We start from the raw sequence: 23,931 nt of genomic DNA, 5'->3' as shown, positions 1-23,931 counted from the left end.
TGCCGATCGCGTGCCGCATGTCGTGCGGGTAGTGGTCAGATCATTCGTGGCTACGGGGCTCGATCGCGCAGGCTCTAACGGGCTTTAGGCGGAATGATTTGATTGCAAGACCGAGCAATCGGGAATCGGTCGAGTTCGATTGGTCCGATGGGCGTTGGGCATAGGGCGCAACAATTTTCAGCATCGGGCGATCCATTCCGCTTGCCGAGGAGATCACGCCGCGAAACTGGAAAACGCCCGTTCCAGCGTGCAGATCGTAGTCAAGATTTACGTCGTCGAGCGACAGTTGCGTAGTCTGAATGTCTGGATTGGAAATGCTGGTGAGTGCGACCAGTTCGTAGCTATATTCAACAGACGGCTCGAGTTTGCACGGCAATTCGATGCTCGAAATATCTGACGTCCACCTCACGCCGTGCCAGTGAGGCCAGAGTTCTCTGTGATGCAATCCGTCATGACGGATGGCGTGATTCATATCTAGTTCGACCCAGGATTTTCTGGCTGGCTCGGGCAGAGATACGCGAGAGATCTTATTGCTGACCCGTTGATCGAATAGCTCCCGGCCGAACGCATACAGCTGATTATCGAGTTCATTTCGCTCGGTTAGCTGTTTAAGAATATCGTCGTCGATTTTTTTATCATGTCCGCCGACGTTTTTCGAAAAATCCACCGGATTTCTGCTGAACTCAAAATAACTCTTCAATGCAGACATGGATTCTTGCATTTTCTCGAGAATTCCAATAAATGAAATGCGCTCGAGATTCTCTTTTGCCTGCGTGAGAGATTGTTCATCAATCGGGATAAAAAGATGATCTAGATGAGCCCCGAAGCTGATTTCAAAATTTAATAGTGGTCTATCAATTGGAATGGGGATGTTTGGAATCTGATGTCCAGAAAGCCATTTCGTCTGCATGTTAAGAATCACCTCGGCATAGGGCGAATCGAGGAATTCGGCCAAGGACGTTTCCTTTTTGATGTCACCGATCCGCTTGAGATGATTGAACATGCTGAACGATAGCTCCGCCGGCGTGCGCAAGAAAACAAGCGTACGCACGGGTTGGTCCATCAGGTGAGAGATGCAGAGCGGGATATGCCCGCATACTGCACGCGCACTCTTCAGTAAATCATAATCCAGCGTATTTCCGTAGTATGAATCGCGGATTTCCTGAAGTTTGAATGAGTCCGTCAGCGATAGATTATCTTCTATCAAGGCGGTTACCGAAGTTCCAGCAGTTTTTGGAATATGTAGAAAGAAAATGGGAGATTTGTCTTTCATGGCGAAATGAATTCGATTGGATGTAGGGCGAGGAAATCACGATCGTGTGGGCGCTTCGATCGATAGATATCATCTTGAGCAAGGGAAGCTTATTTACATCACTGTACCACTGCGATATTGGGGCGGCAATTTAGTGTGACTGACGAAACGTCGGCGCGCTGTGAGGGCGCGGTCAGTCTGCGAATCGCATTGAGTCTTGCTGACACACGTCGTGCGCGACTCGACGATTTCGACCGGATATACTCGTCGGATCAATCCAAAAAACCGTGAAAGGTTAGTCTCGATGATAGGCAGATGAGACGTGGCAGCAGCGTATTCCGTACCACTGGGCGCGACGCCGAGCCAGGCGCTGCAGAGCACTGGATACAGCACGCCAGTCGTACGCCAGAGCTGATCAGCACCCTTATGATGTCCGAAGAGTTCCGGGCTAATAGGCCTGAAACGGATGTCTTGCAACGACGTACATCCGATCCGGCATCGATTGCCGCTGCAAGCGCCATCAGCCCGTTCGTCCCAGCACCGATCACGACGCCAGACATTCCTCTCCCTTCGGCCGCTCGGCATTGTTGGTGTCCTTGGCGCATTCGAATCCGGGCATGATGGATTGCAGTCTTTCATCCCATTGATCAAAGAGATTAATGTCTAGTTCTTGAGTTGTTATCGATATTTGAATGGAAAACATGCCTTTGAAATAGCGATCGAGCTTCTTGCGCGACCTGAGATGTTCAATAAAATGATTCCCCATCAGCTTCCGCTGTCGAAAGCAGCTCGGGAATTTAAGACTGTAGACGACAAGCAATCCGGCGTTGTGAAGATCACGTTGCAACCTTGAACGGCAAGCAGACACCTTTGAGTACGAAATTCAATTAACCAAAGATTCGGGCGATGCAATGATTACGAGTGATGATGTCGTTGGAGCGTACAAGTCTGCGCACGGTGGCATTCATCGCTGACAAGTCGCTCTGTGTGTTTTAACCCTTCGCTGATCTTTATCGGGACATATTCTGCAAAAGATTGCACGGTGATCGCTATATATGCAAAATGTGGAGGTTTCGCGCTACACGGCGGACAGGTACGTCGACGGCGACGACCTTTACACATTCCTGAAGTCGGTGCCGAGGTAGTTGTACGTTCCGCAAACTGCACGGCGGGTTTGCCTTGCAGCTTGTCTTCGGCAGGTTGTAGTTAATCGCAGTCACTCCTTTGCTCAGGTTTCCTATGCGCATAATTATTGATCTCCAGCCATGCCAGGATGACAGTCGATTTCGAGGGCTTGGTCGATATTCGAAAGCGCTTGCTAAAGAGATCGCACGTCAATCCGTCTCGCGGGGGCATGAAATCTGGTTGCTCCTGAACGACAATTTTCCCGCTACGATCGATCCAATAAAGGCGGAATTCGACGGTCTGGTTGCTGTAGAGCGAATTGTTGCATTCCCGGGGATGGGACGTGTTGCTGAATTTGTCGCCAGTAACGCGTGGCGCTTGCGCGCGGCAGAGCAACTACGCGAGCTTTTTGTCGCTGGTCTGCAACCCGATGTGGTGTACGTTTCCAGCCTCTTTGAGGGAACGGTTGACGACGCAGCTGTGACGATCGGGATAAACGGGCAAAAGATTCCCACTGCTGTGACACTCTACGATCTGATCCCGCTCGCGCTTCAGGAAATCTATCTGCAAGAAGGGTACGTATCGGAGTACTACCATCGCAAGCTTGAGTCGCTGCGACGCGCGGATCTTTTGCTGGCAATTTCCGGAAGTTCAAAGAACGAGGCCGTTGATCTACTCGGGATAGCGCCGCGCAATATTGTCAATATCTCGGCATCCATCGACGAGGGATTTTCGCCACGTGCCCTCACCGATGAGCAAGCCAGCGCGTTGGTAAAGAAGTATGGAATTGATCGCCCGTTCGTACTTTATGTCCCGGGCGGATTTGATCCGAGGAAGAATTTCGGCGCCCTTATCGATGCGTTTTCCAGGCTTCCAGAGAAGATCCGGCGCGCTCATCAACTCGTGATTGGAAGTAGCATCCGTCCGAACGAGCGTGTTGCGCTCGATGGGCAAATCGCGTCATTTGGACTGACTGGCGACGAGGTGGTGGTGACTGGCTATATTCCGGACGATGATCTCCCGGCGATGTACAGCATCTGTCAATTGCACGTGTTTCCGTCGTTGCATGAGGGCTTCGGACTTCCGGCACTCGAGGCGCTTGCATGCGGTGCGCCGTCCATTGGATCGAATACGACAAGCCTGCCGGAGGTAATTGGATGGCCCGAGGCGCTGTTCGACCCGACGTCTCCTGATGAGATTGCAGAAAAGATGCTGCTCGCGCTTTCGAACCAGGACTTCAGGGCGGAGTTGAGAGCGCACGGTATCGCTCATGCGCAGACATTTTCCTGGGAGCATTCGGCCACGACCGCATTGGACGCGCTTGAGAAACACTTTCGGCCGCTCGGTATGCGGAGCGATGTGATCACGTCGGCGAGTGATCTTGAGCAGCGCGTTCTGGCGGAGTTGTCGAAGGCGCCACCGCAGGTGAAGCCGAGCGAAGACGATCTGGTGCTGCTATCCGGGAGCGCGAGGAGGGCAGCGCAGATTCTGAGTGCCATCACTTTGGCTTAAAGCTGTAGGCCATGTTGTGCAGTGAGCGGGCGTGGGAAGCAGTGGTTGTGGTCGTTTGGCGTAGTGCGAATTTTCCTTCGTTATTCGAATTTTTGGGCCGACGTGGATAAGAAGTCTGTAACATATCGCAACGAATCGGCAGTATTGTAAAATTCGTAATGTAAGGGCTCCTGGAGCGGCAGATTGCTCGCAGTTTTCGTCTAATGAATAAGGGCGTCGTTGACGTACGGGGTTGCATCTTCGATGCTTTTCCCGAAAACGATCGATTTTCTTCGATCGTGGCCTAATTCAGCCTTATCGTGAATCTCGGGCGACCGGAGACGAGCGAAGCGGATTCGGCTGCCCGGATTGCACAGACTGAGCTTACGGGGATATGGCGGCAGTCAATCGTCGGGATAAACTTACCGCGCTATCGACGCACGTGAGTCGACCCTTACAGAACGAATATGCGCGAATCGAAGCGGCACATTGTGCTGTTTCGATGACGGCACGATTTGCCTAACCACACATTACTGGTTTGTTCCTTCATGCAGAAGCCACAAATTGCTGTTCTGGTCCCTTGCTACAACGAAGAAAAGACGATTGCCAGCGTCGTTCGAGATTTTCGCGTGGCGCTTCCGGATGCGCAGATCTACGTGTACGACAACAATTCGTCGGATCGCACAGCCGAAGTTGCGCGTGTCGCTGGCGCGATCGTCCGGTCGGAAACGCAGCAGGGTAAAGGACACGTGGTACGTCGCATGTTTCGCGACGTAGAAGCCGATTTTTATGTGATGGTGGACGGCGACGATACGTACGATGCAGGTGTCGCGGGGCAAATGATCGCGTCGGCACTCGAGGGACCTTATGACCTTGTAAATTGCGTTCGTCGTGAAGTCGAAAACGCCGCTTATCGCGGGGGACATCGCTTTGGCAATCTGTTGCTGACCGGTGTGGTTCGCCGCATTTTCGGCAACCGCGTGCGCGATATGCTGTCCGGCTACAAGGTATTCTCGCGTCGCTTCGTCAAGTCGTTTCCCGCGCTGTCACAGGGCTTCGACATCGAAACGGAGCTTTCGGTTCATGCGCTCGAACTGTCGCTGCCCGTTGCGCACGGGGAGGGCAGTTATCGCGGACGTCCTGAAGGTTCTGAGAGCAAGTTGCGCACGTATCGCGACGGCTGGCGTATCTTGATGCTGATTCTCAAGCTTCTGCGCCACGAACGTCCGATGTTGTTTTTCGGTGCATTGTCCGCGCTTTTTGCTGCGACCTCGCTGTTCCTCGCTGCGCCCGTTCTCGACACATATGTGCAATACGGCGTCGTGCCGCGTCTACCGACAGCCGTGCTCGCGATGGGTTTGATGACGATGGCTTTTTTTAGCGTGGTGACAGGAACGATCCTCGACACGGTCTCGCGCGGACGCCGGGAAACCCGCATGCTCGCCTATTTGCAGCATCCGGCGTTTATCGAATCCCACGATTGACGAGGGATCACTGCACCATGCCAGCAGTTCGAGGGTTGGGAGCGATCTATCGCGAAGCGTTGCGGCACCCGTCCGTCAAACAGTTCATGCGCTTCGCTCTTGTCGGTATTGTCGGTCTGGTAGTTAATGCGTCCATAGTCGGGTTGTGGACGCAGTTTGGCAGCCCGCTGGTCGCACAGGCAATCGCGTTTCCTGCCGCAGTCACAGTGACATGGTTCCTGAATCGCCGTTATACATTCGGGGCGAGCCGCTATGCGGCGCATCACGAGTGGGTGCGTTATGTCCTCGCGAATGCGCTAGGCTGGGCGGCTAACAATGGCACGTATTTTTATCTGGTGCTGCATGTCGCGTTTGCCTGGAGGCATCCGATGGTTGCAGTTGCAGCCGGGTCGATAGCCGGCATGCTGCTCAATTTCACAGGTTCCAAATTCCTCGTTTTTCATAAAAATTAGCAACGTCCGACCATTCGCTGATCAAACTTTATCGAATTGCGCATGTCCAGAGGCCTTAATCGATACACCATTCCGACCTGGGTGTTCCTGTGGGGAACGCTCATTGTCTATTCGGTCGCCTATCTCGCTCACCCGGCATTACCGGGCAATAACCCGGATGCTCCACTGGGCTGGTGGGGTTGGTTCGATCAGGGGGAATACCTCAAGGAAGCAAAAGCACTCGCCTTGCACCACTGGTTGCCGGATAACTTCTATTACCCGGTCCTGTATCCGCTGATCGGTCGTATCTTTCTGCACTGGACTCCTAATCATCCGTTCTTCGTGTTCGATGGATTTGCGCTGCTGGTTTTCGTGTACGCGTTCGTCAAGTTCGCGGATCAGTATCTTTCGCGGGTGGAGATACTCATACTGACGGCGGGGGCGTTGTGGTTCACGCCCACCGTTATAGTGAATTACGCGATTCCTTGGACGACGTCAGGAACTGCGCTGATCTACTCGCTTTGCCTGTTGATCCTGTTGCGGCAAAAAGAAATCGGCGGGGGTGGTGAAGCCACTCGCGGTGCGGCTTTGTGGGCTGTCGTCTTTTCGATGTTGTTCGGTGCGTTGATTGTGCTGCGCCCAGTTGACGCCGGTCTCGCGGCGATCTTCTTCCCGGCGTATGTACTGTTCGTGGTGCCGTCACGAAGCGTGGCAGAACTGGCGAAACGGTGGAGGCGCGTGCTCGCGATTTGCGGCGCCTTGGGTCTGGGCCTGATGTTCTGGCTGGCGATATTTGCAGCGGTCAACTACAAGATTTTTGGGCGTCCGCTCGGTGGCTACATGCAATCGACGGCTTCCTCCAGCGGCTACTTTATCGCTGAGTTGCCCCGAAAAGTCTGGTCACTGGTGTTCGACACGAATACAGCCTATCTCGAACCGCAGGCTTCGCTGGTCACGCATTATCCTTGGCTCCTGCTGTCGATAGTGGGCATCGTCGTCGCTATCGTTCGCGGCGACAAAATGCTGCGCGTGCTTGCTCTCGCCATCCTGCTTCACTTCGCGTTATACGCACCGTATGGCGATTTGCTGCCGGAAGGCATGTGGCGATTCCATAACGTCCACTATTTCAAGTGGGCTGTGCCTTACCTGGCGTTGCTCGCGTGGCTGGCGTTGCGCTGGATCTGGTCCGGTTCAGGAGCAGGGGCGAGTTCCCGGCTGGTGCGCGCCTTCTCCGCCGTCGCCTTGATTTGCCTGGTGCTCTGCGTTCAATTCAAGGTTCGGGAGATCGACGGTGTTTCGCAGACGCGTGAAGCCGCGCCGGATGGCACCAGGCTGGTCAACGTGATGTGCATGGCTGACCGGCCGTTGATCGATTTCATCGATCTGCACGGGCTGAGTGGTGGATTCCGCGAGGTGTACTTTGGCCCACATCAACTCTGGCTCGATGGCAAGGAATTGAGACGTGTTCACGACTTCCGGCTTCTTCCGGCACCGTGGGGCGTGCGCCTGTTGTTTAACCGGCCTGTCGTCTGTGGCAACTTCAGATTCTTGATCGGACCGGATCTGACTGAACAGCCGGCAGCTGCTGCGGTGAGTGCAGGGTCCTACGGATTGACCTTGGGCTTGCCTCGCGTGCCGGTGTTTGCCCGGCACCTGAACGAGTATTGAATTCCGAAGGTAGGCCCTGTGCAACCCGGCTCGTGCGAGTATTCCAGCAGCTCTGAAAGAAGATAAAGATGAGATGCAATCGCACCGCGCTTGCCGCGGTGCGCTGATTTACCCGATGCGGGCTGCGCGCGCATGCGTCAGATGCGCGATGATCCGCTCGACGCAGTGTTCGACCTTCATGCTTTCCGTGTGCAGCACGACATCCGCATGTTCGGGTGCGTGGTAGGGCGAGCTGATGCCAGTAAATGATGGAATCTGCCCTGCACGCGCGCGCTTATAAAGCCCTTTGGGATCGCGCGATTCACACACGCGCAGTGGCGTATCGACGAACACTTCAACGAATGAATCCGCGCCGATGATCTTGCGCGCGTTTTCGCGGTGCTCCATTTCCGGCGAGATCGTGGCGGTGATCGCCACATAGCCTTCCTGGCAGAACAGTGCGGCAACATGCGCAACGCGGCGCAGGTTTTCAGTCCGGTCGGCTTCGCTGAAGCCGAGGTCTGCATTCAGGCCGGTGCGCAGCACGTCGCCATCGAGCACGGTCGCGCGAACTGCAAACGTTTGCAATTGTTTGACCAAGGCTTGGGCAATGGTCGATTTGCCTGCACCGGACATTCCGGTCAGCCATACCACGGCCCCCGACGACATCGCTGTTCCCACTGCTCGCACCCCACACATATAAAAACCGGCTTAACTGAGTGGGTATTCTAGCTGCGATAATGTTGTTGTAACGACGACGTAATAAACGGCAACAAATCTGTCCGGATGTAATCGCTCGTGACGCGCTGCGCATAAAGAAACGGCGCCGTTTCGGCGCCGTTCTGGATCTATTTACTCAAATCCTTGCGGATTATTTTCCTGCCAGCGCCAGTGATCGACGCACATGCGCTCGATACCAAACTGTGCTTTCCAGCCGATCAGCTTCTCTGCCGTCGCGGGGTTTGCATAGCACTCAGCGATATCGCCCGGGCGGCGCGTGACGATCTCATACGGCACCGGTTTGCCCGAAGCTGCTTCGAACGCCTTCACAACTTCCAGCACGCTGTAACCGCGACCGGTGCCCAGATTGACCGTAAAGCCCTCATCGCGCGCAACCAGTGCGTCCAGCGCTTTCAGGTGACCCTGCGCCAGATCGACCACGTGAATGTAATCGCGCACGCCCGTGCCGTCCGGCGTCGGGTAATCGCCGCCGAACACACGCAGCTTTTCCAGCTTGCCCACCGCAACCTGCGCGACGAACGGCATGAGGTTGTTCGGAATGCCGGCCGGATCTTCGCCGATCAAACCGCTCTCATGCGCGCCAACCGGGTTGAAATAACGCAGCACGGCGATGCGCCACGACGGGTCCGAAATCACCACATCGCGCAGGATCTGCTCGGCGATCAGCTTCGACTGGCCGTACGGATTGGTTGCGGAAAGCGGGAAGGTTTCGTCGATGGGCGAGCGCTCGGGCACGCCATACACCGTTGCGGAAGAACTGAACACAAACTGCTTCACGCCATGCTGGCGCATTACGTCGAGCACGACGAGCAGGCCATCGAGATTGTTGCGGTAATACTCGATGGGCTTGGCCACCGACTCGCCCACGGCCTTGAGCGCCGCGAAGTGAATCACACCGGTGATCTTGTGCGCCTCGAAAATACGCGTGAGCGCCTGGGCATCGCGCACATCGGCGTTATAGAACGCGACCGGCTTGCCCGTAATACGCTCGACGCGGGCGAGCGACTCTTCGCGGCTGTTGACGAGATTGTCGACAGCGACGACGTCGAAGCCGCCATTGAGCAGCTCGACGCAGGTGTGCGAACCGATGAAGCCCGCGCCGCCTGTGACGAGGATCGTGCCTTTGGTGTGAGTCGCTGCCATGCTGTATTCCCGTGTGCTCTCGATATCGTTAGAAGGTCGATCCGGTAATGTCCTGGATCAAGTCCCGGTAGCGTTGTACCACAACCCGTTCATCGAATTCTTTCTCGATTTTTTTCCGGCCGCGCACCGCCATGGCTTCGCGATCGGACGGGGACATATCGAGCATTTTTGACAGTGCGGCGGTAAGCGAAGCCGCATCGCGCGCTTCGCAGAGCAGGCCGTTTTCGCCATTCGCGACGACTTCGCGGCAACCGGGCACGTCGGTGGCGACGATCGGGCGGCCCATCGCGCTCGCTTCCATCAGTGTGCGCGGCACGCCTTCGCGATAAGAGGGCAGGACCACGCAATCGGCGTTCGTAATATAGGGGCGCACGTCGGCGGTTTCGCCCAGGTATTCGATCACGCCTTCGCGTTCCCACGCGGCCACTTCTTCGCGCGAGATCGCGCTGGGGTTATCGACGCCGACCGGGCCGAGCAACTGGAAACGCGCCTGCGGATAGCGGCTACGCAACTGACGCGCGGCTTCGACGTATTCGCCCACGCCCTTGTCCCACAACAAACGGCCGATCAGCACGAAAACGAATTCGCCGCGCTTGGGCAGCGGCGCAAACGCGTAGTCCTCGAGATCGACGCCTTCGCCGTGCAGCAGGCGTGCGCGCTCAGGATGCGCGAGCAGGTTTTCTTCGCGGAAGGCGGATTCGTCGTCGCGATTCAAAAACCAGACTTCGCGCGGGAAGCGGAACGCAAAGCGATAAAGCCGCTTGGCCACTTGCGCGGCGCGGCTTTTCTGGATGAAGACGTAGCCCAGTCCTGTGGTGACCGCGAGCGACGGCACGCGCGCGAGCCACGCCGCGACCGAGCCGTAGATGTTCGGCTTGATCGTGTAGTGGAAGACGACGTTGGGTTTGAGCGCGCGATAGTGCTTGAAAAGCGCGAGCAGCGTGCGCAGATCGTGCAGCGGATTCGTGCCTTTCGAGGCGACCGGCAAATCGATGCACTCGCAACCCATCTGCGCGAGCGGCTCGAAGGTGCGATCGCGCGGCGCGATGATGCTCACGCGTGCGCCGCTTTGTGTGAGCGCGCGTAAAAGGCCGCGTCGATAGGTGTAAATCGCCCACGCGGTGTTGCAGACGAGGGCGATGTGGAGAGCGTTGTCTTGGGCGCGGGAATTCACAGGCGGGACGATCCGGATGCGTGGCAGTGTGCGTGCGATGCGCGCAAACGGCACGAAAGGGCGGTCTGCTGCGGCGTGCAGCATTCTAACCGACGACTCGAGCGCGACAGGCCGTCAGATCACGGCGAGTGAAGCCGATTTCTTTTGCGACACAACGGCCGCTTGCAGTAAAGCCCGAATCTAATTCGCAAAAGGAGTTTGATGGCTATTCGCTTGCGGATATCAGCGATTCACAATACTTAACTTAATCAATTTCGAAGCGGTATTCCGGGGCGGCGTAGATCTCATAAATACGCTTCACGAGAACCAGATTAGACGCTTGATGGCGGCTTTCTCATAATCAATTACGTCGAATACTGCGCTTTGTTTGGTCGTAGTTTTTCTGGGTTTGACGCCTCCAAAAAATGAGTTCCAGATGACTATTCGGTTGGTTGCGCACCCAACTATCAACGTTATGGCGAAGATTGCAATTTCAAATTTTGTAAGAATTGTGTTTTTAGGGTGCGATTTCGCGTAAGGAAGTGAGGGATGTCGCGGTTGCTCTAGCTGAAGGCGCTAAACGTTTGCGCGACGCCGATCAAGGGCCGTCACTCACCGAAGTTGATCGGTATTGCTCCAAGTGTCGATAATCTTGTATTTGATTGATTTTAAACATAAAAAACTTCAAAACAAAGCGTCTTTCCAGCTGTTTCAAATAGGCAAAACATATAGGGCGCAACCAAATTTGCTGACTCTCTCCGATCAACTTTTCCGGTAACAACCGGTAATTTTCTGATGTTGTGTTGCAGCAAATCTTACTGATAATGTTAGCAATTGTAATGGCGCGAAACATTTATCTTACGTTATGATTGCGCCGGCGCAATACTGCCTCGGGTTTTTTTCGTGTTCCGTGGCCCTGTTTGTGCCGCATCAAACGATAGATGAACAGCCCCTCAATGGTGTCCGCCGGTGAGCGAAGATGGTGTCTTCTTACTGGTCGAGCGTCGATATTGTTGGGGTCGACGCACATCGTTCAAAACAAAGAGTTTTGTTATGCGGTGTGAATACGCGTGAGTATGCGTTTCGCATAATCTAGAGGGCGGCCGTACAGAAATTCCCTGTACGGCGGCCTGAAAAAGAAGCAAAAAAACAGGTCTCTTTTTGCGATGGCTATGCAAGAAGCGTTATTGTTTGCAACCCGGGAGAGCAGGTGAGAGCAAGCGGGCCGGAGGTAGTCGTCATCACTGGTGCCAGCGCCGGGCTAGGCCGCGCAATGGCGTTGTGCTACGCCGCATCAGGGGGCACGCTCGGATTGATCGGGCGCAACTGCGAGCGCCTCGAACGGGTGGCAGCCGAGTGCCGCGTGCGGGGCTCGCAAGTCGTGACCGGCTGCTTCGACGTACGCGATGAAGCAGCGGTGCAGGCCTGGCTGTTCGACTTCGACGCCCGCCATCCCATCGATCTCCTGATCGCCAACGCCGGCGTGGCCAGCACGCTGCGTTCCTCCGACGACTGGGAGGGCGCGGGCCGCACGGCCGAAGTCGTCGATACCAATCTCTACGGTGCGCTGCATACGGTGCTGCCCGCGATCGAGCGCATGCGTTCGCGCCGGCGCGGTCAGATCGCGGTCGTGAGTTCGCTGGCCGGTTTGCGCGGCATGGCTATTTCGCCGGCCTATTGCGTCAGCAAGGCGGCGCTGGTTGCTTATTGCGATTCGGTACGCCCGGTGCTTGCGCAGGATCGCATCGGCATTTCCGTGGTCATGCCGGGTTTCGTGCGCACCGATATGAGCGACGTGTTTCCCGGCAACAAGCCGTTCATGTGGAGCCCGGAGAAGGCCGCCCTGTTCATCAAGAAGCGCCTTGCAAGGCGTCGCGTCGAGATCGCTTTCCCCTTCAGTCTGACGCTCGGCCTCAAGCTGCTGCGTCTGTTGCCCGCTGCGCTGTCCGACGCCATTCTTGGCCGGATGTATCCGCTGCCGCGCGGGAATACGTGAAATGCCGGCAGGAATAGCCATCGCGGCCAGCGCGGTCGCGTGCTCGTTTATCGTCGAAGCGATCGCAGTCACAAGGTCGGCGCATCGTCGCGCGGTTACGGCCGTCATGTTGCACCTCGCTGCATTCGCCGTCGTGGCGGCCGGATGCCTCGCGATTACGGGGCGCCTCTTCTTTTCGCTGGGCGCCACGCTCGTGTTGATTGCCTTGCTCGCGATCGTGGGCAATGCGAAATATGCGTCGTTGCGCGAACCCCTGGTCTTCAGCGATCTGAGTCTGTTCAGTCAGGTCTTTACGCATCCGCGCCTTTATTTGCCGTTCCTTGGGCTCGGCAAGCTCTTGGCCGTTCTCGCCGGCATTGCCGCAGCGTTCACAGCGTTCATGCTCGAACAACCGGTCGCGGCGGCGCAGCGCGGGCTGGCGCTCGCAGTGGGGCTGGTCTGCCTGCCGCTTTGCCTCGCGCTTGCCGGCCGGTTGCCGCTCACGCTGCATCCGTATTCGGATCAACGCCGATTCGGCTTTTTCGCGACTTTCTCGGCGTATTTGATCAACGGTCTGCGCGCCAGGCAGCGGCGTGAATTCGCGCGTGCGGTCGACGGTGGTCCGTATTCGGCTTCGCGACCGGTATCGAATGACGGAGCACATCCCGATGTGATCGTCGTGCAAAGCGAATCGTTTTTCGATGCCCGGCAACTCGGCGGGCAAATTGCATCGCATCCGTACGCCCATTTCGATCGCGCCAGGCGCGAGGCCTTCGAGCAAGGCCAGCTTCACGTGCCCGCCTGGGGCGCGAACACCATGCGCAGCGAGTTCGCCATGTTGACCGGTCTTGTGCCGGCCGAACTCGGCTACGCGCGCTTTTATCCCTATCTGTTCGTGCGCCGCGCATGCACATCGCTGGCGGGCTTTTTCCGCCGTGCTGGCTATCGCACCGTCGCCGTACATCCGTATCACGCGGATTTTTTCGGCCGCCGCCGCGCGTTCGAACACATGCATTTCGAGCGCTTTCTGGATATTGCCCATTTCGAAGGCGCGGCGCGCGTGGGCCCGTATATCGGCGATATCGCCGTGGCGGACGCGCTCGTCGCTCTGCTCGAAAAGGCCGACGACAAGCCGGTCTTCACCTTCGCGATCACGATGGAAAACCACGGGCCGTTGCATCTGGAAGCAGTGGCGCCGGGCGAATCGCATGCACGGCATGGACTCGGCGAAGACGCGCAATGGCGCGATCTGACCGCCTATCTGCGCCATGTCGAAAATGCCGACCAGATGATCGGCAAGCTGATCGACTGCCTGCGCAAGCGGGCACGGCCGGCGATCCTGTGTTTCTACGGCGACCACGTGCCGGCCATGAGCGCGGTGTTCAACGCGCTTGGATCGCAGCCGGCAAACAGTGATTACTTTATTTGGCGCAATTTCGGAACCGATTCCGGCGAGCGGCGTGACGTCGACGTCGAAAGCCTCGGCTCCGCGATACAGCGCGCGATGACGGGTGCGCATTCGCCGCGCACCGGATCGCACGATGAATTACGGCAGGTGCTGGCCTAAAGATGGATAAGAGAATTGCAATTGTTGGGATGGCGTGTCGATTTCCGGGTGGCGTGAGGGGACCGGAGGATTTCTGGCAGCTCCTTTGCGACGAGCGTGACGCCGTAACCGCGGTGCCGCCGGAGCGCTTCGGCACGGCGTTCTATCAGCATCCGTCGAAGCGCGAGCCGGGCAAGAGCTATACGTTCGCGGCCGGCGTTCTCGACGATGTCGCCGGCTTCGACGCGGCGTTTTTTGGTGTATCGCCGCGCGAAGCAACGCAGATGGACCCGCAGCAACGCCTGTTGCTCGAACTCGCGTGGGAGGCGTTCGAGGACGCCGGCGTACGTCCCGCGCAGATGCGCGGCAGTAATTGCGGTGTGTATGTCGGCGTGGCCAGCATGGACTACGGCAACCGCAGCATGGACGATCTGAACTGGATCGATCCATACTCGGCGACCGGCAACACGCTCAGCATTGCGTCGAATCGCGTGTCGTACCTGTTCGACCTGCGTGGGCCGAGCATGTCGATCGATACCGCGTGCTCTTCGTCGATCGTCGCACTTCATCAGGCCGTGCGCGCGCTGCAGTCGGGCGAAACGGAGATGGCGCTGGCAGGCGGCGTCAATCTGCTGCTGCATCCTTTCACGTTCGTGAGTTTCGCGAAGGCGTCCATGCTTTCGCCGCGCGGGCGTTGCCGGGCATTCGACGCCACGGGCGACGGCTACGTGCGCTCCGAAGGCGGTGCATTCGTACTTCTCAAGACGCTTGATCGCGCGTTGGCCGATGGCGATACGATTCATGCCGTCATCGCCGGTTCCGGTGTCAATTCCGATGGTCATTCGCACGGCGGCATCAGCGTGCCGACCACGGCGATGCAGGCCGAACTGCTGCGCACGGTCTATGGCCGCGCCGGTGTCGATCCGCATGAGCTTGCTTATCTCGAGGCGCACGGCACGGGCACGGCAGTGGGCGATCCGATCGAAGCGCGCGCGCTGATCGAAGCCCTTGCAGGCAAGCGTCCCGCCGCCGATCCCTTGCTGATCGGTTCGGTCAAGACCAACATCGGCCATCTCGAAACGGCGTCGGGCATGGCGGGGCTGTTCAAGGCGATTCTCTGCCTCAAGAATGGTGCAGTGCCGCGTTCGCTGCATTTCGACAAACCCAATCCCGCGATCGATTTCGACAAGGGGCGTCTGCGTGTCGTGAATCGCTTCACGCCGCTCGAGCGCCGCGACGGCGCGCCGCTGATGGTCGGCGTGAATTCGTTCGGCTTTGGCGGCACCAATGCGCACGTCGTGCTGGCGGAGGCAGTGCAAGCTTCGGCGCCGCCAGCGGCATCGATCGGCATCGACAAGACGTTTTCGCCGCTCGTGTTGACGGCGCGTTCGCCCGCAGCACTCACCGCGCTGGCCGCGCGCTATCTCGCGCGCCTTCAGCAAGGCGCCGGCTGGAATGCGCTGGCGGCAGGCGCTGCGCGTCGCCGTCAGTGGCTGGAGCAGCGCGTGGTTGTCGCACCGCGCGCGCTGGCCGATGGCCTCGCGGCTCTCAGCATGCTTGCCGATGCTTCCGATGAACCGCTACCCGCGTACGTCGTGCGTGGCGAGGCCGTGGAGTCTGGCACCGAAGTCGCTTATGTCTACGCAGGCAACGGTTGCCAGTGGGCCAGCATGGGGCAGCGCCTCTACGCCGAAGATGCGGTGTTTCGCGCGGCGCTCGAAGAGGTCGACGCGCTCTGGTGCGCGGACGGCAACGCTTCGCTGGTCGCCACGCTGCGTGCGGGCGTCAGCGCCGAGTGGCTCGCTGCGACGGAAAACGCGCAGCCGCTGCTTTTCGCGATGCAGGTGGGCATTACGCGCGTGCTCGAATCGCGCGGGATCGGCTTCGATGCGGTGCTGGGACACAGCGTCGGCGAGATTGCTGCCGCCTGGGCGGCCGGCGCCCTGACGCTCGGCGAAGCCGTGCGCGTGATCCGCATCCGCAGCGGCGCGCAGGGCCTCACGCGCGGCTCGGGCAAGATGGCCGCGGCAGGCATCGGCGAAGTCGAAGCGCGCGAATTGATCGCGCGGCTGGATCTGGCCGCATCGGTTGAAGTGGCCGGCACCAACAGCCCGGAAGCGGTGACGCTGGCTGGCGCGCCCGAGGCACTGGAAGTGATCGGCGCTACGCTGGCTGCGAATGGCAGCTTTTTCCAGATGCTCGATCTGGACTACGCATTCCATAGCAGCCTCATGGATGCGATCGAGGTGAATGTGCGCGACGGCCTGGCGAGCCTCGCGCCGCGCGCAGGCACGAAGCGTTTCGTTTCGACCGTAACCGGCGCGACGCTCGCCGGCACGGCGCTGGACGCGGATTACTGGTGGCGCAACATTCGCGAACCCGTACGCTTTGGCGAGGCCGTGGCGCATCTTGCCAGCGATCGCGTGCGCGTGTTCATCGAAATCGCGCCGCATTCGATCCTGCGTCACTACGTCAAACAAACGCTCGCGGACATGAAGCTCGCAGGGGCCGTCGTGCCGACGCTCAAACGTCATCACGACAGCGCCGAAATGCTCGAGCACTCGATTCTCTCGGCCGTCGCGCACGGCGCGCGTGTCGATCTCGAGCGTTTCGTGCCCGACGTCGCGAATACGCACCACGCGCTGCCGAATTATCCGTGGCAGCGCGAACGATACTGGCAGGCGCCCACGGTCGAGGGCTACAACCTGGTGAACCGCCGCGTCGATCATCCTTTGCTCGGCTATCGACTGCACGAACATGCGTTCGCATGGGAAAACCAGCTCGATCCGCAGCGCGTGCCGATGCTGGCCGATCACGTCGTCGATGGCGGCGTGGCGTTTCCGGGCGCCGGTTATGTCGAGATGGCGCTCGCCGCCGGCCGGGTGTTTTTCCGCACGGCCGATGTCGCGCTCGAAAACCTGGAAATCCGCCTGCCTGTCGTGTTCCAGGCGCAGCACGCGAAGCTGTTCCGTTTCGTGATCGATGCGCGTACTGCGTCGTTCACGATCGAAACGCGCGAGCGTATGAGCGACGGCCCGTGGAATCTCAACGTAACCGGACGTCTGCTGGAAAGCGGCTCGACGCTGGACGCCAACAGCGCAGTTGCCAAAGACGTACTCGCGCGCCTCGAAGCGCAGCCCGCCGCGTCGGGCGCGTCGCTTTATGCGAACACCGAGGCCATCGGCCTGAGCTACGGCCCGGCGTTTCGTTGTGTGCGCAACGTCAAGATTCACGGCGACGACGCGCTGGCGGAACTCACCGCACCGCAGGGACTCGCGGGATGGTTGCTGCATCCGGCGCTGATGGACAGCGGATTTCATCCGCTATTTGCCGTGCTTGGTCAAGCGGGCGCGAACCCGGGCGATGCGCGCGCGGCGTTCGTGCCCGTACAGATCGGACGCATCGACTTCCTGCGCGGCGATACCGTGCAGCGCGTGCTCGCACGCGTCGAGCGTCGCAGCCCGCATTCGATCGTCGCGTCGTTTGCATTTCTCGATGCCGATAATGCCGTCGTGGCGCGTCTTTCGGCCTGCCGTTTCCGCCGTGTCGATCTGATGGGCCGTCGCCACGGCGCGCCCGCGCGCTACGCCTACGCGCTTGAAGCGCGCCCGCTTGCCGCCGACTTTACCGCTGCCGCGCTGCCTGCACCGGCAACGCTCGTCAGTGGCGCAAGTGCGCGGATCGCCCAGCTCGAAGACCGCGCACGCCGTACCCGGCATCTGACCGAAACGCTGCCGTTGCTCGACGTGCTGGCGGGCCTGCATGCGCTCGAAGCACTCGATGCGGTTGGCGCATTCGATGACGATTCGCTGGCTGCAACGCCGCTTTCGTCGATGCCCGCGCGCCTCGCGCAGATGGTTGTCGAAGACGGTCTCGCGAGCGAAGAGAACGGCCGTCTTGTCCGCGACGATGCGGCTTGCGCGGCGATGCCCGCGCGCGATGCGCTGTGGCGCGATGTGCTGGCGTCCTCGCCCGCGCACGTTGCCGAACTGACCTTGCTGGCGCACGTCGGCGCGGCGTTGCCGAATGTGCTGAGCGTGCTGGGCGTGCGCTCCGATGGCGCGACGCCGGACGCGACCATGCCCGCGCTGCTGTCATCCACCGGACGCAGCCTTGTCGAACAATTCTTCGACGCATCGCCGACCTGGTCGCACGCACGCGCCCTGCTCGCAGCGTGCGTGAAAGAAGCACTAGCGCATTGGCCGCGCACGCGACGCCTGCGCGTGCTCGAAATCGGCGCAACGAGCGGCGAAGTGCTGCAACCGCTCGACATCGACGTTGTCGCCGCGCATTGCGAGCACGTGCTGGCGGGGACGCATCAGCAACTCGCCGCGCTCGATGCAGACGCGCATGCCCACGTGCAGACCTTGCTGCTCGGCGAGGGCGAAGCGCTGTTTGCGCACGCTCGCGATGACGCACCGTTCGACGTGATCGTCGTCAATCGCATGCTCGGCGAGCAGACCGATCCGCTTGCCACGTTGCAAGCGATCGCGGCGCGGCTCGCGCCGGGCGGCATGGTGATTCTGGCTGAAGCGCGCCGTAGTCGTTTTGCCGACATCGTGTTCGGTGTGGCGGGCGCAGAAGTCGGCGCAACGTCTTATGGGGCGCTGTCGCCGGCAGAACTGCAATCGCTGTGCGAGCGCGCTGGTCTGCACGATGTAGCGCGTCATCGGGAGCAGGCGCTGGACCTCGAAGGTGCGCCTACGCTGCTGGCTGCACGCAAGCCGCTTGCTGCACAGTCGGCGCAGCCTGCATCGGCATCTGCGCAGTCCTGGCTCATCGTGCAGCAAAGCGGCGACGCTTTCGGCGCCGCGCTGGCCGACACGCTCGCGCGTCAGGGCTGTCGAGTCGAGGCGGCGCCTGCGCGCGAAGCAGTGGTGTGGCTGGAGCGCAAGAAGGCGCCCGCGCAAATCGTGTTCGTTGCACCTGCGGCATCGCTCGATAAGGCCAGCGGCGCCGACGTTTTGCGCGCCCAGCAAGGCGGCGCGCTCGCTCTGGCCTCGCTGGTGCGCGAACTCGACGCGGCGCGCCTGAGCGCTCAAGTCCGCCTGTGCGTCGTGACGCGCGGCGGCGCGCCTTTCGCGCTCACCGGCGCGGCAAACGCGCAGCCGGAGCAGGCGAGCCTCTGGGGCCTCGGCCGCGTGATCGCCAATGAATACCCGGATCTCGCGCTGCGCCTGATCGACGTCGCACAAACCAGCGACGAAGCACTCGCGCAACTCGCGCTCGCGCTCGAGTGCGACGACGGTGAGGAGGAAGTCCTGCTTGCGCCGCAAGGTCGCTACGTGCCGCGGATGCTGCCGGCGCAAAAGGCCGAAGAGCGGATCGCCCAGCCGCATGACTCCCCGCCCGCGCCTGCCGTGCTCGGGTTCGATATGCCGGGCTCGCTGCGCAACCTCGAATGGTTCGCGCTGCCCGAGCGCGCGCTCAATCCTGGCGAAATCGAAATCGCGCCGATGGCGACCGGACTGAACTTCCGTGACGTCATGTACGCGATGGGTCTGCTCTCCGATGAAGCGGTCGAAACCGGCTTCGCGGGCGCGACTATCGGCATGGAACTGTCGGGGCGCGTGCTGCGTGTTGGCGCGGATGTCGAAGGATGGGCGCCCGGCGACGCGGTGCTCGGTTTCGCGCCGGCATCGTTCGCGACACGTGTGATTACGCGTGCAAGCGCGATCGCCCGCAAGCCCGAAGCGATTTCGTTCGAAGAAGCCGCGACCATTCCAACCACGTTCTTCACCGCCTGGTACGCGCTCAGCGAACTTGCGCGACTGCGCCGCGGCGAGCGCGTGCTCGTGCACGGCGGCGCGGGCGGCGTGGGCATCGCGGCGATCCAGATCGCCCGCCATCTCGGCGCGGAAGTGTTCGCGACGGCCGGCGCGGGCGAGAAGCGCGAATTCGTGCGCCTGCTCGGCGCCGACCGCGTGTTCGATTCGCGCAGTCTGGCTTTCGCCGACGACGTGCGCACGGCGACCGGCGGCGAAGGTGTCGACATCGTGCTCAATTCGCTCGCTGGCGAAGCGATGGTGCGCGGCATCGACACGCTGCGTCCGTTCGGACGCTTCCTGGAACTCGGCAAGCGCGACTTCTACGAGAACAGCCAGATTGGCCTGCGCCCGTTCCGCAACAACATCAGCTATTTCGGCATCGACGCGGATCAACTGATGGGCGTGCTGCCCGAATTGACCGCGCGTCTGTTCGAAGAAGTGATGGGCCTCTTTACCGATGGCGTGCTGCATCCGCTGCCGTATCGCGCGTTTCCCGCCGCGCGGGCGGAGGAAGCGTTCCGCTACATGCAGCAGGCGCGCCAGATCGGCAAGGTACTGGTTACGTATGCAGCGGGTACGCCTGCGCCGACACGCGGCGTTGCGCAAACGGCGTTTGGGCTCGATGCGCAGGCCGCGTATCTGATCGTGGGCGGCACGGGCGGCCTGGGCTTCGCCAGCGCGCGCTGGATGATCGCGCGCGGCGCTCGCCATCTCACACTCGCGAGTCGTAGCGGCACGCTGGACGACACCAAAGCGCGCGAGATCGCTCGCTGGCAAGCCGAACTCGGCGCCCAGGTGAGCGTCGTTTCGTGCGACGTCAACGACGCCGCCGCGCTCGCGGGCCTGATCGACACGATCGAAGCAGAAGGCACGCCGCTCAAGGGCGTGCTGCATTCGGCCATGCGCATCGACGACAGCCTGCTGCGCAACGTCGACGACGCACGCATGCTCGCGGTGCTCGAACCGAAGGTCGCCGGCGCGTGGAATCTGCATCGCGCAACGCAGCGATGCGCGCTCGACTTCTTCGTGCTCTATTCGTCGGCGACGACCTGCCTTGGCAATCCCGGACAGGGCGCCTACGTGGCGGCGAACAGCTTCCTCGAAGGGCTGGTTGCGCATCGCCGTGCGGCAGGACGGCCAGGCACGTTCATGGCGTGGGGACCGATCGAAGACGTCGGCTTCCTCGCACGCAACAGCGCGACGCGTGAAGCGCTGCAGGCGCGCATCGGCGGCGCCTCGATCACGTCGGACGAAGCGATGGTCGCGCTCGAACACGCGCTCGCCACGGGTATTGCAGGCGAAGCCGTGGTTCGCCTCGACTGGGCCGCGATCGCGCGCGGCATGCCCGCTGCGCAGGCGCGCCGCTATCTCGCGTTGCAGGACGGCGGCGCGAGCGAAGCCACGAATGAAGACGGCGCGCTGCTCGAACATCTGCGCGCGCTGCCGGCTGCGGATGCGATCGCCCTGGTCGAGACCGCGCTGCGCGCACATATCGCGCGCATCCTGCACATGTCGCCCGAGCGCGTCGCGCTCGACCGCTCGGTGCTCGATCTCGGCATGGATTCGCTGATGGGCATGGAACTCGGCATGGCGGTCGAGGAATCGTTCGGCGTGAAGCTGTCGATCATGGCGATCGCCGAAGGCGCGACAGTGCACACGCTCGCCGTGCGCATCGTCGGCATGCTCGGCGAAGACGCGAACGAAAGCGATGTTGCCGGCGGTGCGGACAACGCGGCCAGCACCAGCGGCGAGATCGCTGCGCTGGCGGCACGTCACGCGCTCGACGAAAGCGAAGCGCGTGCGCTGCTCGAACGCAACCAGAACAACGAAGCGCATCAACAGGGAGACGAGCCATGTCAGTCGACGCCGGCATTGGCGGAGTGACGCTGCCCGCGGGCTGGCAGGCGAACGAGGGCACGCTCGCGCGGCCGCTCGAACTGTCGGGACGCGGCTTGCACACCGGTCGGCGCGTGAACGTGCGCATTTTGCCGGTCGATTCGGCGCAGCTTGACGGCGAGCGGCACGGCATCGTGTTCCGCCGCTTGAGCAAGGGGCGCGAGCTTGGCACGGTGGCCGCGCGGGCGTCGCTGCGCCGTGGCCAGCCGCTGTGCACGATGCTGCGCGCGGAGGACGGCCTGGGCGTGCGCACGGTCGAGCATCTGCTCGCATCGCTGCTTGCCTGCGAGATCGACCACGCGATCGTCGAACTCGATGCAGAAGAGGTGCCGATTCTCGATGGCAGCGCGCAACCGTGGATCGACGCGATCAAGGCGTGCGGGCGCACCGCGCTTGCGCAGCCGAAGCGATTCCTGCGCGTGCTCAAGACCGTGAGCGTGGCCGACGGCGAAGGCGCCGCGCTTCGCGAAATGCGCGTCGAGCCTGCTGCCGACTACACGCTCAGCGTGCACAACAACGACCTCAAGGGCTTCGGCGACATGACGTGGCACGGGCAGATGACGCCGCGCGCCTTCGCCGGGGAAATCGCCTCGTCGCGTTCGTATGGCGAGATCAAGTGGGCGGTGCCCGCGATCGTCATCGGTCTGCTGACCGGCATGCCGATCCTGCGCGGCGCACGCACTTCCTGTACTGCGTCGATCGTCGGCAAGCGTGTCGTAGGCGGCTTGCGTCAACCGGACGAATTCGTGCGCCATCGCGTGCTCGACCTGGTCGGCGATCTCGCGCTCGCCGGCGCGCCGCTGCTGGGACACGTCACCGCACGGCGGCCTACGCACGAAATGAACTACCGGCTGCTCGCCGCGTTGCTGGGTACGCCCGGCGCATGCGAGTGGGTCGAAGCGAACGCATAAGCGTGCGCGGATCAACAGGCTGGATCGGATTACATGGGACTCGGTGAAACACTACGCCAGCAGCTGGCGGCCAAAGCGCTGAAGCGGCAACTCGAACGCACGACGGACGCGATTGCAGCGCCGGGCGTGCCCGATGCGAAATCGCTGCGCGTGGCGCAGACCTTGACGTCGCGCGAGCGCTTCGAAGCGATGCCGCAATTCCAGCAGGTCAAGCTGATGCGCGAAATGGGCGAGACGCTGCGCGTGGAATCGCCGTTCTTCCGCGTGCACGACGGCGTTGCAGGCGCGACCACGCAGATTGGCGGGCGCGAGTTCGTGAATTTCGCGAACTACAGCTATCTGGGGCTGGCGGGTGAAACAGCGGTTGCCGAGCGTGCCAAGGCCGCGATCGACCGCTATGGCACATCGGCATCGGCGAGCCGCATTGTGGCGGGCGAGCGGCCTGTGCATCGCGAACTCGAACGGGCGATTGCCTCGTTCTACGAAACGGATGATTGCGTTGCCTTCGTGAGCGGGCACGCGACGAATGTCACGGTGATCGGCGCGCTGTTCGGGCCCGGCGATCTGATCGTGCATGACGCACTCGCGCACAACAGCATCGTGCAGGGCGCGCAACTGAGCGGCGCGAAGCGGCTGGGTTTCGCGCACAACGACTGGCGCGCGCTCGACGAACTGCTTGCGCGCGTGCGCGGCGAGTATCGCAACGTGCTGATCGCCCTCGAAGGCCTGTACAGCATGGACGGCGATTTGCCGGACCTAACGCGTTTTTGCGAAGTGAAGGAGCGCCACGGCGCGTTTCTGCTCGTCGACGAGGCGCATTCGCTGGGCGTGTTGGGCGCGACGGGCAGGGGCATTCGCGAGCATTGCGGCGTGGCGCCGGAACGTGTCGATCTCTGGATGGGCACGATGAGCAAGACGCTGGCGGGGTGCGGCGGTTTCATCGCTGGCTGTGAGCCGCTGGTCGACATGTTGCGTCATCTCGCGCCGGGCTTTCTGTACAGCGTGGGCCTGGCGCCGGCGTTGGCCGAGGCCTCGCTTGCGGCGCTCGAGTGTCTGATTGCCCAGCCCGAACGCGTGGCGCAATTGCAGGCGCGCGGTCATCAGTTTCTCGCCGAGGCGCGGGCTGCGGGTCTCGATACGGGCACCAGCGCAGGCTATGCGGTCGTTCCCGTGATTACGGGTAGCTCGCTTAAAGCAGCGCAGTGGGCGAATGCGCTGTTCGAAGAGGGCATCAACGTGCAACCGATCTTTTATCCGGCAGTGGAAGAGAAAGCGGCGCGTTTGCGCTTTTTCATCTGCTCGACGCATGAGCCGGAACAGATCAGCAGGACAGTCGCAGCGGTGGCGCGGCTCGCCGGCAATTCGTGA

13 protein-coding genes are annotated in these 23,931 nt (G+C 60.8%); 9 read left to right on the top strand and 4 right to left on the bottom strand.

Annotated features, from left to right (window positions below):
• Positions 1-40: 40 nt before the first annotated feature.
• Positions 41-1,273, bottom strand: a complete 1,233-nt coding sequence (locus G3N59_RS03970) for a hypothetical protein (RefSeq protein WP_205981245.1) — start codon at positions 1,271-1,273, stop codon at positions 41-43.
• A 1,218-nt stretch (positions 1,274-2,491) separates the two neighbouring features.
• Between G3N59_RS03970 and G3N59_RS03965 the strand changes: the two genes are divergently transcribed.
• From G3N59_RS03965 to G3N59_RS03950, 4 genes are all read left to right on the top strand, one after another.
• The gene (locus G3N59_RS03965) at positions 2,492-3,889 is read left to right on the top strand and encodes a glycosyltransferase family 1 protein (RefSeq protein ID WP_205981244.1); all 1,398 of its coding nucleotides are present in this window, start codon (positions 2,492-2,494) and stop codon (positions 3,887-3,889) included.
• A gap of 527 nt (positions 3,890-4,416) precedes the next feature.
• Entirely contained in the window at positions 4,417-5,352 is a 936-nt protein-coding gene (locus tag G3N59_RS03960; RefSeq protein ID WP_205981243.1) for a DPM/DPG synthase family glycosyltransferase, read from the top strand.
• A gap of 17 nt (positions 5,353-5,369) precedes the next feature.
• A complete protein-coding gene (locus tag G3N59_RS03955; RefSeq protein ID WP_205981242.1) occupies positions 5,370-5,804 on the top strand; it encodes a GtrA family protein in 435 nt (144 codons plus the stop codon).
• Positions 5,805-5,846: 42 nt separating this feature from the next.
• Positions 5,847-7,451: a hypothetical protein gene (locus G3N59_RS03950; RefSeq protein ID WP_205981241.1), complete on the top strand. Its 1,605-nt coding sequence runs from the start codon at positions 5,847-5,849 to the stop codon at positions 7,449-7,451.
• A gap of 108 nt (positions 7,452-7,559) precedes the next feature.
• Here G3N59_RS03950 and cysC read toward each other — a convergent pair whose 3' ends face one another.
• The 3 genes from cysC to G3N59_RS03935 form a co-directional block, all read right to left on the bottom strand.
• Positions 7,560-8,111: an adenylyl-sulfate kinase gene (gene cysC / locus G3N59_RS03945; RefSeq protein ID WP_346777848.1), complete on the bottom strand. Its 552-nt coding sequence runs from the start codon at positions 8,109-8,111 to the stop codon at positions 7,560-7,562.
• 171 nt (positions 8,112-8,282) lie between these two features.
• Complete coding sequence (galE, locus tag G3N59_RS03940) at positions 8,283-9,314, bottom strand: UDP-glucose 4-epimerase GalE (RefSeq protein ID WP_205981239.1); 1,032 nt, start codon at positions 9,312-9,314, stop codon at positions 8,283-8,285.
• A 28-nt stretch (positions 9,315-9,342) separates the two neighbouring features.
• The gene (locus G3N59_RS03935) at positions 9,343-10,488 is read right to left on the bottom strand and encodes a glycosyltransferase family 4 protein (RefSeq protein WP_346777847.1); all 1,146 of its coding nucleotides are present in this window, start codon (positions 10,486-10,488) and stop codon (positions 9,343-9,345) included.
• A 1,189-nt stretch (positions 10,489-11,677) separates the two neighbouring features.
• Here G3N59_RS03935 and G3N59_RS03930 point away from each other — a divergent pair.
• The 5 genes from G3N59_RS03930 to G3N59_RS03910 are packed head-to-tail and all read left to right on the top strand — an operon-like array spanning position 11,678 to position 23,931.
• A complete protein-coding gene (locus G3N59_RS03930) occupies positions 11,678-12,463 on the top strand; it encodes an SDR family NAD(P)-dependent oxidoreductase (RefSeq protein ID WP_205981237.1) in 786 nt (261 codons plus the stop codon).
• 1 nt (position 12,464) lies between these two features.
• The gene (locus tag G3N59_RS03925; RefSeq protein WP_205981236.1) at positions 12,465-14,009 is read left to right on the top strand and encodes an LTA synthase family protein; all 1,545 of its coding nucleotides are present in this window, start codon (positions 12,465-12,467) and stop codon (positions 14,007-14,009) included.
• A 2-nt stretch (positions 14,010-14,011) separates the two neighbouring features.
• Positions 14,012-21,640 carry a type I polyketide synthase gene (locus G3N59_RS03920; RefSeq protein ID WP_205981235.1) on the top strand — a complete coding sequence of 2,543 codons (7,629 nt, stop codon included), beginning with the start codon at positions 14,012-14,014 and terminating at the stop codon, positions 21,638-21,640.
• Positions 21,637-22,563 carry a UDP-3-O-acyl N-acetylglycosamine deacetylase gene (locus tag G3N59_RS03915; RefSeq protein ID WP_205981488.1) on the top strand — a complete coding sequence of 309 codons (927 nt, stop codon included), beginning with the start codon at positions 21,637-21,639 and terminating at the stop codon, positions 22,561-22,563. Before G3N59_RS03920 ends, G3N59_RS03915 begins: the two co-directional genes overlap by 4 nt.
• 33 nt (positions 22,564-22,596) lie before the next feature.
• A complete protein-coding gene (locus tag G3N59_RS03910) occupies positions 22,597-23,931 on the top strand; it encodes an aminotransferase class I/II-fold pyridoxal phosphate-dependent enzyme (RefSeq protein WP_205981234.1) in 1,335 nt (444 codons plus the stop codon).

This window comes from Paraburkholderia sp. Ac-20340, assembly GCF_017104965.1.
Lineage (GTDB): Bacteria > Pseudomonadota > Gammaproteobacteria > Burkholderiales > Burkholderiaceae > Paraburkholderia.
The sequence above is the reverse complement of the archived record's forward strand: the minus strand, read 5'-3'. Positions and strand labels throughout refer to the sequence as shown.

What these genes read in the sequence shown, in the direction of transcription:
- G3N59_RS03970 (WP_205981245.1), bottom strand. Translation starts at nt 1,273, where the DNA reads ATGAAAGACAAATCTCCCATTTTCTTTCTACATATTCCAAAAACTGCT.
- G3N59_RS03965 (WP_205981244.1), top strand. Translation starts at nt 2,492, where the DNA reads ATGCGCATAATTATTGATCTCCAGCCATGCCAGGATGACAGTCGATTT.
- G3N59_RS03960 (WP_205981243.1), top strand. Translation starts at nt 4,417, where the DNA reads ATGCAGAAGCCACAAATTGCTGTTCTGGTCCCTTGCTACAACGAAGAA.
- G3N59_RS03955 (WP_205981242.1), top strand. Translation starts at nt 5,370, where the DNA reads ATGCCAGCAGTTCGAGGGTTGGGAGCGATCTATCGCGAAGCGTTGCGG.
- G3N59_RS03950 (WP_205981241.1), top strand. Translation starts at nt 5,847, where the DNA reads ATGTCCAGAGGCCTTAATCGATACACCATTCCGACCTGGGTGTTCCTG.
- galE (WP_205981239.1), bottom strand. Translation starts at nt 9,314, where the DNA reads ATGGCAGCGACTCACACCAAAGGCACGATCCTCGTCACAGGCGGCGCG.
- G3N59_RS03925 (WP_205981236.1), top strand. Translation starts at nt 12,465, where the DNA reads ATGCCGGCAGGAATAGCCATCGCGGCCAGCGCGGTCGCGTGCTCGTTT.
- G3N59_RS03920 (WP_205981235.1), top strand. Translation starts at nt 14,012, where the DNA reads ATGGATAAGAGAATTGCAATTGTTGGGATGGCGTGTCGATTTCCGGGT.
- G3N59_RS03910 (WP_205981234.1), top strand. Translation starts at nt 22,597, where the DNA reads ATGGGACTCGGTGAAACACTACGCCAGCAGCTGGCGGCCAAAGCGCTG.